Consider the following 12201-nt stretch of genomic DNA (forward strand, 5'->3'; position numbering starts at 1 on the left):
GGGCGGAACCCTAAGTGGCCGTTACCGCAGAAACGGATATGTACTCGATCTGATCCAACATCCTGGTCGGTCCGGATGCCGCCATCGGGGGCAAGCTCCCTCGCCACATGCCGGTGTCATATCAAAGCTGCGTAGATACCTACGCCCCATACGCCCGCATAAACAACCCCACCACCTCCCGAACATGCTCTTCGGCCGCTTCTTCGCTCAGCTGCCCCCCGCAGCCATACAGCAAACGGAAATTCGCCGTGCCTTTGAGCAGGCAAAAAAAGTGCTCCGCAGCCTTGAAGGGTTTGTCGATGCTCAGGGCGCCGCCCTGGTCAATCTTGCCGAGCAGGCGCTCCATGCCCTGCAGCATGCGCATGGGACCGGCTTCAAAAAAGATCTGTGAGAGTTTCACGTCCTGATTGCCAGTGGTCATCATCAAGCGATGCAGGTTCACCGACTCCTCACTGTTGATCAACCGGTGGAAGCCCCGCGCAATGTTCAGCAACACGGTGTCCACCGGCATGCCTGCAGGCAGCTCGAAGTACATCACCGGCAATTGCTCTTCGCACTTGGCCACCACCGCCGCGGTGAACAGGTTCTCCTTGTCGGTGAAGTGGCTATAGACGGTGAGTTTCGATACCCCGGCCGCAAGGGCGACGGCGTCCATGCTGGTGCTTGCGTAACCCTTGCCCAGGAACAGCGATTTGGCGGCATCGAGGATTGCCTGGCGTTTTGCCATGTCCTTGGGACGCCCGGGGCTATTGGTGTTTACAGGATTGTCGGACATTTTCACCTTTAATACTGGACTGGCGAGTTTGGTATTAATAACATACCGGCCAGTATAATTATTCCAAGCCTCATTTGCGAAAGGTCCCACAGCATGCGCAGCACTTTCCTGCCCTTTGCGTTGCCTGTCAGTCTGATCTTCCTGTTGGCCGCGTGCGGCCATGAAGAAGCGGCCCCCACTGCTCCTCGCCCAGCCATGGTGGTGCAACCCCAGCCCCTGGCGCAGTCGGTGGACAGCTATCCCGGTGAAGTGCGCGCCCGCTATGAGCCGGACCTGGCTTTTCGCATCGCCGGCAAAGTCAGCAAGCGCCTGGTGGAGGAGGGCGAGCGGGTCAAGGCCAACCAGCCCCTGGCCGAGCTCGACCCACAGGATGTACGCCTGCAACTGGAAGCCACCCGTGCCCAAGTGGCCGGCGCCGAGGCCAACCTGAGCCTGGTGCGCGCCGAGCGTGACCGCTACAAGACCCTGATGGACCGTCAGATGGTCAGCCGATCCCAGTACGACAATTCCGAAAATCTCTATCGAGCCGGTGTGGCACGCCTCAAGCAGATCAAGGCTGAGTTCGACGTGTCCAGCAACCAGGCCGGGTATGCCGTGCTGCGTGCGCCTCAGGACGGTGTCGTCGCCAAGCGTGCGGTGGAAGTGGGCCAGGTCGTCGCCGCCGGCCAAACCGTGTTCACCCTGGCCACCGATGGCGAGCGTGAAGTGGTGATCAGCCTGCCGGAGCAAGGCTTCGGCCGCTTCAAGATCGGCCAGCCGGTCTCGGTTGAGCTGTGGAGCCAGCCGGATCAACGCTTTGCCGGACGCATTCGCGAGCTGTCGCCCGCCGCCGATCCGAGGTCGCGCACCTTCGCCGCACGGGTGGCGTTCACAGGCGGCAAAGTCCCGGCAGAACTCGGGCAGAGCGCTCGGGTATTCATCCCGGTTGACGGGGTGATGCCGTTGTCGGTGCCGCTGTCTGCCCTGAGTGCGGAGAACGGCACGTCTTATGTCTGGCGTGTGGCGCCGGACAACACCCTCAAGCGCACCCCCGTGCGCATCGGCGCGTTTGGCGAAAAGAGCGTGCCGGTACTGGAAGGCCTGGCGCCCACCGACTGGGTGGTTGCGGCGGGCGTGCATGTGCTCCATGAGGGCCAGCAGGTGCGCCCGGTGGATCGCGCCAACCGCGTGGTGAATCTGGCGGCCAAGGAGTAGTCCCCGATGGGTTTCAATCTTTCCGAGTGGGCGTTGCGTAATCGCCAGATTGTACTGTTCCTGATGATCCTGCTGGCGGTCGTCGGCACCTTGTCCTACACCAAACTGGGACAAAGCGAAGACCCTCCCTTCATCTTCAAGGCCATGGTGATCAAGACCAACTGGCCAGGGGCAACCGCCCAGGAAGTGTCACGCCAGGTCACCGAGCGCATCGAGAAAAAGCTCATGGAGACCGGCGAGTACGAGCGCATCGTCTCGTTCTCGCGCCCCGGCGAGTCCCAGGTGACCTTCATCGCGCGCGACGCCATGCACTCGGCGCAGATTCCCGAGCTGTGGTACCAGGTGCGCAAGAAGATCAGCGATATCCGTCAGACCTTGCCACCGGATATCCAGGGGCCGTTTTTCAACGATGAATTCGGCACCACGTTCGGCAATATCTACGCCTTGACCGGTGACGGTTTCGACTACGCCGTGCTCAAGGACTACGCCGACCGCATCCAGATTCAGCTGCAACGGGTGCCGGATGTGGGCAAGGTCGAGTTGCTCGGCCTGCAGGACGAGAAGATCTGGATCGAGCTGTCCAACCTCAAGCTCGCCACCCTCGGCCTGCCGCTGGCCGCTGTGCAGCAAGCCTTGCAGGAGCAGAATGCGGTGTCGACCGCCGGCTTCTTTGAAACCCCGAGTGAACGGGTGCAACTGCGGGTGTCGGGCAACTTCAAGAGCGTGGAAGAGATCCGTAACTTCCCTATTCGGGTGGCGGACCGAACCTTCCGGATCGGCGATGTGGCCGATATCCACCGTGGTTTCAACGACCCACCGGCACCGCGCATGCGTTACATGGGCGCCGACGCCATCGGCCTGGCGGTGGCCATGCGTGAAGGTGGCGATATTCTGGTGCTGGGCAAGGCACTGGAGCGTGAATTCGCACGCTTGCAGAAGAACCTTCCGGCGGGCATGGAATTGCGCAAGGTTTCGGACCAGCCCGCCGCGGTGAAGACCAGTGTCGGCGAATTCGTCCAGGTGCTGGCCGAAGCCTTGGCCATCGTGTTGCTGGTGAGCTTCTTTTCCCTGGGGGTACGCACCGGCATGGTAGTGGCACTGGCGATTCCGCTGGTGCTGGCCATGACCTTTGCCACCATGTACTACCTGGGGATTGGCCTGCACAAAATTTCCCTGGGCGCCCTGGTGTTGGCCCTGGGCTTGCTGGTGGATGACGCGATCATCGCGGTGGAGATGATGGCGATCAAAATGGAGCAGGGCTACGACCGGATCAAAGCCGCAAGCTTCGCCTGGACCAGCACCGCCTTCCCCATGCTGACCGGCACGTTGATCACCGCCGCAGGCTTTTTGCCGATTGCCACCGCGCAATCGAGTACCGGCGAGTACACCCGGTCGATCTTCCAGGTGGTGACCATTGCTTTATTGGCCTCATGGGTCGCTGCGGTGGTGTTTGTACCGTACCTGGGGGAAAAGCTGCTGCCGGACCTGGCGAAAATACATGCGGCCAAGCACGGCACCGACGGTCCGGACCCCTACGGCACGCCCTTCTACCAGCGTGTAAGACGTTTGGTGCAGTGGTGTGTCCGTCGGCGCAAGACGGTGATTGTCCTGACCCTGTTGCTGTTTATCGGCTCGGTTGGGCTATTTCGTTTCGTGCCGCAACAGTTCTTCCCGGCCTCGGGTCGCCTGGAGCTGATGGTCGACCTGAAACTGGCCGAAGGCGCTTCCCTGAGCAACACCGCCGACCAGGTCAAACGCCTCGAGACCTTGCTCAAGGCACACGCAGGCATCGACAACTACGTCGCCTACGTGGGCACCGGTTCGCCGCGTTTCTACCTGCCGCTCGACCAGCAACTGCCGGCTGCCAGCTTCGCGCAGTTCGTGGTGTTGGCACACACCATCGAAGAACGCGAAAGCCTGCGCACCTGGCTGATTGAAACCCTTGACGAACAGTTTCCTGACCTGCGTTCACGCGTTACCCGCCTGGAGAATGGCCCTCCCGTGGGCTATCCGGTGCAGTTTCGCGTGACCGGCGAGCACATCGAAGAAGTTCGCGCGTTGGCGCGCAAAGTTGCGGCCAGGGTTCGCGAGAATGCCCACGTGGTCAATGTGCACCTGGACTGGGAAGAGCCGAGCAAGATCGTTTATCTGAATATCGACCAGGACCGCGCCCGGGCGCTTGGCGTAAGCACCGCCAACCTGTCGAAATTCCTGCAAAGCTCCCTGACCGGCTCCACCGTCAGCCAGTACCGGGAGGACAACGAGTTGATCGAGATTCTCCTGCGCGGCACCGTGCATGAACGCACCGAGTTGTCGCGGCTGCCAAGCCTGGCGGTACCGACCGACAACAGCAGAAGTGTGGCCCTGGCACAGATTGCAACCCTTGAGTATGGCTTTGAAGAGGGCATCATCTGGCACCGTAACCGCTTGCCGACAGTGACCGTGCGCGCCGATATCTACGGCAAGGAACAACCTGCGACCCTGGTCCAGCAGATCCTGCCGACCCTGGAGGGCGTGCGCGCCGAGTTGCCGGACGGCTATTTGCTGGAAGTCGGCGGCACGGTTGAAGACTCTGCGCGCGGACAGAACTCGGTGAAGGCCGGCGTGCCATTGTTCATCGTGGTCGTGCTGACCTTGCTGATGCTGCAACTGCGCAGTTTCTCACGCACGGCGATGGTGTTTCTGACCGCGCCCCTGGGCTTGATCGGCGTCACGTTGTTCCTGCTGGTGTTTCGTCAGCCGTTTGGTTTCGTGGCCATGCTCGGCACGATTGCCCTGTCGGGGATGATCATGCGCAACTCGGTGATATTGGTGGACCAGATCGAACAGGACATCAAGGCGGGGCTGACGCCATGGCAGGCGATCATTGAAGCGACTGTTCGGCGTTTCCGCCCGATCGTTCTGACGGCACTCGCGGCGGTGCTGGCGATGATTCCACTGTCACGCAGCGTATTCTTCGGGCCGATGGCGGTTGCAATCATGGGCGGGCTGATTGTGGCGACGGCGCTGACGCTGCTGTTTCTACCGGCGCTTTACGCGGCGTGGTTCAGGGTCAAACAGGAATGACGGTGCTTATGGCGAGGAACGTTTCTTAACGTTTCGCCACTCATGGACTACCTGATGACAGGTATTCGGTCCGACGGTCTTCACGCCGTCTGGCCGGATCTCAAATCTGATGATTCAAGGAGTAACCCATGGGACTATTCATCGGTAAGTCGTTGAGCGTTTCGGTCAACAGCAGCTTTGGTGCCGGCAACTGCGCCAAACCCAAGCCACCGGCAGATGACTGCAACGACAAATGCAAACCCAAGCCCGATTGCAATGGCGGGGGCGTAGGCGGCGCAATCAAGTTCGGCGTAAGCGTGATGCCACTGGGCGCGGTGATCTTTGGCGGGCTGGGCGCCAAGCTGTTTTAAAGGTGTGGTAAGCGCTCCCGGGCAGGTGATCCTTCCCCACCTGCTCGGGTGCACAGAGGCGTCTACAGGGCGCCGAACACTTTCTTGGCGAGGCTGGTGGCGGCAGCTGCCGGATTCTTGCGAATCGTTTCTTCCTGCTGCGCGATCATCTTGAACAAGCCGTCCAGCGCCTGTTCGGTCACGTAGTTTTCAACGTTGGCGCTTTTGGCGTCCACTGCACCAAACGCCGCCGCCTTGCCGGCCAGGGCGTTGTACTGCTGGGCCACGCCGACCTTGTCGGTTGCAGCCTTGACGATGGGCAGGAACTTGGCGCGGATCTGTTCGCGACTGCTGGTGTTCAGGTATTGGGTGGCGGAATCCTGACCACCGCTGAGGATGCCCTTGGCATCGGTCACGCTCATGTTTTTCACGGCATTGACCAGGATCGGCTGAGCCTGGGTTACGGCGGTTTCAGCCGCTTTGTTCATACTGGTTTCCAGCTGGGTGACTTGATCGCCCATGCCGAACATCTTCAGCTTGTCAGCGATCTTGCCCAGCTTGCCCGGCAGGCCGATTTTGACCTCGGGGTTGTTGCTGAAACCGCCTGGCGTGCCCAGTTGTTTCACGGCGATCTGTGCGCCCTGGGTCAAGGCATCCTTCAGCCCGCCACTGGCGTCGCCCTGGGACAGGCTGCCAAGGTCCAGCGCCATCGCGTTGGCACCCAGCAGCAGTCCGGTGAACAGGGCAGTGAGGCGAAGAGGGTTACGGAGCATGGGCGCTTCCTTATGATTGAATTCAGTGGGTTACCGCGTCGACGCGCAAGCGCAGTGGCTGTGGGTCCTGGCCATTGAGCTGTACCGCATGGCGCTGCGTGGTGATGAACAGTAGCTTGCCATCCACCTCGATGCGAGCGCTCACCGAGTAGCTGTGGCCAGGCTTGACCTGCGCCGGGTCATAGCTCAGGTGAAACGGCAGCGGCACCTGGCCCTTGATCGGGCCTTTCTGTTCGGCGAGGGTCACGGCCGGGGCGTCCATCAAGGATACGTCCTGCAGGCTGACGCTCAAGGTGGCGGCAGGCGGCAACGCGATGCGTTGCAGGTAAAACACTTCGCCGTCGAGGCTGGCCTTCGGGGCGGGTGTCATGGATTGGCAGGCTCCGAGCAGGGCCGTGAGGCCCAGGAGGATGAACTTTTTCATGGTGCAGCTCCTTTTCAACGGCGCCGCAAACTTCCCGGCGCCTTGTTCAATCTAGCGGGTTTGCGCGGGGTCCACCGCTTGCTCGGCCGCGCCATCGACGCGATGCAGCGCCACCTGGCGAATCGACAGGCGAATGTCCGCCGGCAGTACGCGTTTGGCCGCGCCTTCCGCCAGTTCGCCGAGCAGGTCGCGATAGCTCAGCTTGCCGGCTTCGTCGCGGCGCAGCACATCTTGCTCCAGCAAGGTCTGGATGAAATGTCGGAAAAGGCTCTTGTCGAAGAATTCCGGGGCATTGAGGCCATGCAGGATCGACAGGCGCTGGGCCATGATTGTGCACAGGTCTTCCAGCTCTTCGGCGCTGATGCTGTTCTGACCGCTGTTGAGCAACAGCGAAATCGCCATGTAGAAGCGTTGCAAGGTCTGGGCGATGCTCTTGGACAGCAGCGTCAGCAGTACAAAATGCCGCGAACTCGGCGCCGCGCGCAGATACACGCCGTTTTCAAAACGCAGCAGGCCCTGTTCGACAAAAGCCTCCAGCCACTGGTCGACCACGCCATCGAGCTCTTCCAGTGACCAGCGGATAAACAGCTCCGATTGCAGGTACGGATAGAGCGCCTGGGTGTAGAGCAGGATCTGCTCGCGGCTCATCCGCGAACTGCTCTGGAAAAAGCTCGCCAGCAGCGCCGGCAGGGCGAAGATGTGCAGCACGTTGTTGCGGTAATAGGTCATCAGGACGGCATTTTGCTCATCCAGATAGACAATCTTGCCCAGGGCATCGCTTTGCTCCGACAGCAGGTCCATGTCCTTGACGTGCTTGATCAGCGCCAGGCCATCGCCTTCCGGCAGGGTGGTGTGGGGCGAATAGGGCACGCGGCGCAGCAGCGCCAGGTACAAGTCCAACTGGCGGGCCATGGCTTGTTCGTCCAGGGCCAGGCGGGTGGTCGACAGCAGCGCCAACGCCACCAGGTTCACCGGGTTGACCGCGGCGGCTTCGTTGAGGTGGCGGGCCACCTTTTCGCTGAGGCGGTGGGTGGTTTCATTCAGCCATGCCGGCTTGAAGTTCGGCCCCAGTTCCTGGGCGCGCCAGTCCGGTTGCTCGTGGTCGAGAAACTCCGCCAGCTTGATCGGCTCGCCGAAGTTGACCGCCACCTGGCCGAAGCGCTGCTTGAGCGCACCCACCACTTTGAAAATATCGAAGATCGACTCTTTCTTCTTGCTCGCACCACGAAGTTCGCCAAGATAGGTGCGGCCTTCGAGCACGCGTTCGTAACCGATGTACACCGGCACGAACACGATGGGCATGCGCGAAGAGCGCAGGAAACTGCGCAGGGTGATGGCCAGCATCCCGGTTTTCGGCTGCAGCATGCGACCGGTGCGCGAGCGTCCGCCTTCGACGAAGTACTCTACCGGGAAGCCCTTGGTAAACAGGGTGTGCAGGTATTCGTTGAACACCGAGGTGTACAGCGGGTTGCCCTTGAAGGTACGGCGCATGAAAAACGCACCGCCACGGCGCAGCAGGCTGCCGATCACCGGCATGTTCAGGTTGATACCGGCGGCAATGTGCGGCGGGGTCAGGCCGTTCTTGAACAGCAGGTAGGACAGCAACAGGTAGTCGATATGACTGCGGTGGCACGGCACGTAGATCACTTCGTAGCCTTGGGCAACCTGTTGCACGCCCTCGATGTTATTGACCTTGATGCCGTCGTAGATCTTGTTCCAGAACCAGCTCAGCACCACTTCCAGAAAACGGATCGCCGTGTAGGTGTAGTCCGAGGCGATTTCGTTGCCATAGCGCAGGGCCAGGGCCTTGGCTTTTTCCGGCGAAATCTTTTCGCGCTCGGCTTCATCGGCAATCGCCTGGCGCACCAGGGGCATATTGACCAGACCCTTCACCAGGTTGCGCCGGTGCGACAGGTCGGGGCCGATCACAGCGGTCTTGAGGTTACGAAAGTGCACACGCAGGATGCGCTGGGCCATTCTTACGGTACGTTCGTGCCCTTTATTGTGCTCGATCAATTCACGCAAGTTGATGGGCGCGGAGAATTGCACGCGGGTCTTGCGACCGAGGATCAGGATGCTCAACAACCGGCGCAGACGCCCGGTGACCGCCCAACTGTCGGCGAACAACAGCTTCCAGGGGCTGGACTCGCTTTCGGGGGATTGGCCCCAGAACACGCTGACCGGAATGATTTGTGCATTCTCTTCGGCATGTTCGCTCAGGGTGTTGACCAGGCGCGTCAGGGTGGGTGGTGCGCCGCGCTTGTCCTGGCGGCCGAGCCAGTCCGGGTCGGGCGTGAGGTAGAAGAACGCCGCGGGTTCCATCAACGGGCCCACCGAGACGGGCAGCACCGGGCGCGGCAGGCCGGCCTTGGTGCACTCGGCATCGACCACGGCCAATTCGGTCATTGAGGGCGATTGCAGGACGTAGAACACCGGCCGGCTGCGGTCCAGGTTAAGGGTTAGGGACGACTGGTTGATCGTCTCCGAGCGAACCCAGAGATACAACAGTCGGCGCAAGGTGCCAAACACCAGACGGCGGAACGGGGAGCGGGTCATAGGCGAACTGCTTCAAGTGGAAAAAACCGAGCAGGCGCTCGGGCGGGTAGTGTGCCGTATTCACCGAAAATCGGCAAAAAAGCAGCGATGTAAAGTTGAGTTGATGGTTTTTGAACCTGTCTTATACTCGGCAGTTCAACGCCAGCGACTCAATAATAAAAACCAGTGGGAGTGAACAGATGACAACGCGCGAAACCGGCAACGTGAAGTGGTTCAACGATGCAAAGGGCTACGGCTTTATACAGCGTGAAGATGGCAAGGATGTGTTCGTGCACTACCGCGCCATTCGTGGTGACGGGCACCGCTCGTTGGCCGAGGGCCAGCAGGTGGAGTATGCCGTGGTGACCGGTGAGAAAGGCTTGCAGGCCGAGGATGTGGTGGGCCTGTAAGTTCACCACTGAACCCCTGTGGGAGGGGGCTTGCCCCCGATTGCAGTGTGTCAGTCACCAGCTATATTGACTGATCCACTGCTATCGGGAGCAAGCCCCCTCCCACATTTGATTGGGTTCGCAGCTCAGGTCAGGCGGTTTTCCAAGTGATCTCTTCTTCACCGTCGGCACTGATGCGCATCCAGCGGTCAGCACTTTCCTCACCCTCTTCCTCGACCCAGGTCCCCGGTGCGCAGCGCACTTCAACGTTCAGCGCGGCAAACGCGGCGCGGGCGCAGGCGATGTCGTCGTCCCATGGGGTCTGGTCGCTTTCCAGGTACAGGCTGTTCCACTTGCCCACGGCTTTTGGCAGCCAGGTCACTGGGACGTTGCCGGCCTTGCACTTGTAGGTCTGGCCCTTCTGTACCCAGTCGGTGCATGGGCCCAGGGCGGCGCCCAGCCAGGCGGCGATGGCCTTGTGGTCGACGTCGGCGTCCTTCAGGTAAATCTCGATATCGGGTTGGCGCATGGATGTTCCTCGTTGCGGGATTCGAAAATCCATTCGCGGATGCTGAAAAAAGGTTATTGAAGCACGAAATAATCGTAGCGCATCGACACGGTGACCTGCAGCGGCTCGGCGGCTTGGATGACCTCGCTGCGCCGCTCGGCACTGGCGCGCCAGCCGTGCGGGGTCATGGCCAGCAGGTTGGCGCGGTCCCCGGGTTCGGCCAGGCTCAGGCTGAACTCAAGGGTTTCGCTGTGTGCCAGGTGCATGCCATCCGGCACCAGGGCCAGGTGTTTGTCGTCGGTGTACTCGCGCACTTCATCGTACAAGCGCTCGCGCAGCTCCATCAGATGGCCACGTGTCGGACCGACCTTCATCAGGCCGCCGCCCGGGCTGAGCAGGCGCTTGGCTTCCTGCCAGTCCAACGGGCTGAACACGCTGGCGAGAAACTGGCAACTGGCGTCGGCCAGCGGTACACGGGCCATGCTGGCGATCAACCAGGTCAGCGCCGGGTTGCGCTTGCACGCACGCTTGACCGCTTCCCTGGAAATATCCAGGGCGTAGCCGTCGGCGTGGGGCAGGGCTTCGGCGATCTGCGCGGTGTAGTAACCCTCGCCACAGCCAATGTCCACCCAGCGTTGCGGTGCGCGTTCAGCGGCCAGTTCAGCCAGGCGCCTGGCCACCGGGGCGTAGTGGCCGGCGTTGAGGAAATCACGGCGTGCCTCGACCATGGCGAGGTTATCGCCTGGGTCGCGGCTGTTCTTGTGCTGCACCGGCAGCAGGTTGAGGTAACCCTGGCGTGCGCGGTCGAAACGGTGCCCGGCGGGGCAGGCCACGCCATTGTCCACCGCAGTGAGCGGGGCAGTGCAGAGGGGGCAGGCAAGCATCAGGCGAGCAACTTGATCAGGGTCTGGTAGTAGATTTCGGTCAAGACATCGAGGTCGCTGGCAAGGATGCGCTCGTTGACCTGATGGATCGTCGCATTCACCGGGCCCAGCTCGACCACCTGGGTGCCCAGGGTCGCGATGAAACGGCCGTCGGACGTACCGCCACTGGTGGACGCCTTGGTCTCGCGCCCGGTGATCGCCTTGATGCTGGCCGATACCGCGTCGAGCAGTGCGCCCGGCTCGGTGAGAAAGGGCAGGCCCGACAGCGCCCAGTCCACATGCCAGTCCAGGCCGTGTTTATCCAGAATCGCGGCGACCCGCTGCTGCAAGCCTTCCACGGTGGACTCGGTGGAGAATCGGAAGTTGAACACCGCCGTCAGGTCGCCGGGAATCACGTTGGTGGCGCCGGTGCCGGAATTGAGGTTGGAGATCTGGAAACTGGTCGGCGGGAAGAAGGTGTTGCCGTCATCCCAATGCTCGGCGGCCAGTTCAGCCAGGGCCGGCGCGGCGAGATGGATCGGGTTCTTCGCCAGGTGCGGGTAGGCCACGTGGCCCTGTACACCGCGTACCGTCAAGGTGGCGCCGAGGGAGCCGCGACGGCCGTTCTTGACCACGTCGCCCACCAGGGTGGTGCTCGACGGTTCGCCGACGATGCACCAGTCCAGGCGCTCCTTGCGCGCGGCCAGGCGCTCGATCACAGCCTTGGTGCCATGGTGCGCCGGGCCTTCTTCATCGCTGGTGATCAAAAAAGCCACCGAACCCTTGTGGTCCGGGTAATCCCTGACGAAGCGCTCCGACGCCACCAGCATTGCCGCCAGGCTGCCTTTCATGTCCGCCGCGCCACGCCCGCACAGCATGCCGTGCTCGTCGATCAGCGCGTCGAACGGGTCGTTCTGCCAGGCCTGCACCGGGCCGGTGGGGACCACGTCGGTGTGGCCGGCGAAGCACAGCACCGGGCCGTCATGTTGGCCATGGGTGGCCCAGAAGTTATCCACGTCCTCGATGCGCATCGGCTCGAGCGCGAAACCGGCGTCGCCCAGGCGCTGCATCATCAGCTTCTGGCAATCGGCATCGATCGGCGTGACCGATGGGCGACGGATCAGGTCGATGGCGAGTTGAAGGGTCGGCGAAAGGTCGGCATGGGCCGTCATGGGGAAACTCCGGAAATCGAGACAGCGACGTTCTAATGGTAGGAGCGAGCTTGCTCGCGAAAAACGCAAGGGCACCGCGTTTATTCAGGGTGCCCGCTTCATCGTTAACGATTTTCGCGAGCAAGCTCGCTCCTACAGTAATGTGTGCAAGGCGTGTAAAACGGCCGTTATCT

The 12201-nt window shown here is 61.6% G+C and carries 11 protein-coding genes; 4 read left to right on the top strand and 7 right to left on the bottom strand.

The features are described 5' to 3' along the window. Positions 1 to 139 precede the first annotated feature (139 nt). Entirely contained in the window at positions 140 to 775 is a 636-nt protein-coding gene (locus tag BFP90_RS13225) for a TetR/AcrR family transcriptional regulator (RefSeq protein ID WP_065896936.1), read from the bottom strand. 93 nt (positions 776 to 868) lie between these two features. On the opposite strand from BFP90_RS13225, the gene BFP90_RS13230 reads away from it, so the two are divergent. The 3 genes from BFP90_RS13230 (at position 869) to BFP90_RS13240 (ending at position 5385) form a co-directional block, all read left to right on the top strand. Continuing rightward, positions 869 to 1969, top strand: a complete 1101-nt coding sequence (locus BFP90_RS13230) for an efflux RND transporter periplasmic adaptor subunit (RefSeq protein WP_065896938.1) — start codon at positions 869 to 871, stop codon at positions 1967 to 1969. Positions 1970 to 1975: 6 nt separating this feature from the next. After that, the gene (locus BFP90_RS13235; protein WP_065896940.1) at positions 1976 to 5035 is read left to right on the top strand and encodes an efflux RND transporter permease subunit; all 3060 of its coding nucleotides are present in this window, start codon (positions 1976 to 1978) and stop codon (positions 5033 to 5035) included. Between the two features lie 128 nt (positions 5036 to 5163). Continuing rightward, entirely contained in the window at positions 5164 to 5385 is a 222-nt protein-coding gene (locus BFP90_RS13240; protein ID WP_065893343.1) for a hypothetical protein, read from the top strand. Between the two features lie 62 nt (positions 5386 to 5447). Here the strand turns inward: BFP90_RS13240 and BFP90_RS13245 are convergent, their stop codons facing one another. From BFP90_RS13245 to plsB, 3 genes are read right to left on the bottom strand one after another with little or no spacing between them, the layout of a single operon-like run. Beyond that, on the bottom strand, positions 5448 to 6137 hold the full coding sequence (locus BFP90_RS13245; RefSeq protein ID WP_065886071.1) for a DUF4197 domain-containing protein: 690 nt from the start codon (positions 6135 to 6137) through the stop codon (positions 5448 to 5450). Between the two features lie 22 nt (positions 6138 to 6159). Further along, positions 6160 to 6561, bottom strand: coding sequence for a YbaY family lipoprotein (locus BFP90_RS13250; RefSeq protein ID WP_065896943.1), 402 nt, complete (start codon positions 6559 to 6561; stop codon positions 6160 to 6162). Between the two features lie 51 nt (positions 6562 to 6612). Next, complete coding sequence (gene plsB, locus BFP90_RS13255) at positions 6613 to 9117, bottom strand: glycerol-3-phosphate 1-O-acyltransferase PlsB (protein ID WP_065896945.1); 2505 nt, start codon at positions 9115 to 9117, stop codon at positions 6613 to 6615. A gap of 179 nt (positions 9118 to 9296) precedes the next feature. Between plsB and BFP90_RS13260 the strand changes: the two genes are divergently transcribed. Further along, entirely contained in the window at positions 9297 to 9506 is a 210-nt protein-coding gene (locus tag BFP90_RS13260) for a cold-shock protein (RefSeq protein WP_065886074.1), read from the top strand. Between the two features lie 130 nt (positions 9507 to 9636). Here BFP90_RS13260 and BFP90_RS13265 read toward each other — a convergent pair whose 3' ends face one another. The 3 genes from BFP90_RS13265 to dapE are packed head-to-tail and all read right to left on the bottom strand — an operon-like array spanning position 9637 to position 12028. Next, positions 9637 to 10014 (bottom strand): hypothetical protein, encoded by a 378-nt coding sequence (locus BFP90_RS13265; protein ID WP_065893346.1) that lies wholly within the window; start codon positions 10012 to 10014, stop codon positions 9637 to 9639. Between the two features lie 53 nt (positions 10015 to 10067). After that, positions 10068 to 10877, bottom strand: a complete 810-nt coding sequence (locus BFP90_RS13270; protein WP_065896947.1) for a putative RNA methyltransferase — start codon at positions 10875 to 10877, stop codon at positions 10068 to 10070. After that, the gene (gene dapE, locus BFP90_RS13275; RefSeq protein WP_065886077.1) at positions 10877 to 12028 is read right to left on the bottom strand and encodes a succinyl-diaminopimelate desuccinylase; all 1152 of its coding nucleotides are present in this window, start codon (positions 12026 to 12028) and stop codon (positions 10877 to 10879) included. The genes BFP90_RS13270 and dapE overlap by 1 nt, the downstream gene beginning before the upstream one ends. Between the last annotated feature and the right edge of the window lie 173 nt (positions 12029 to 12201).

Origin of the sequence: Pseudomonas sp. 24 E 13, assembly GCF_900004715.1 — a bacterium.
GTDB classification, from domain to species: Bacteria; Pseudomonadota; Gammaproteobacteria; order Pseudomonadales; family Pseudomonadaceae; genus Aquipseudomonas; species Aquipseudomonas orientalis_A.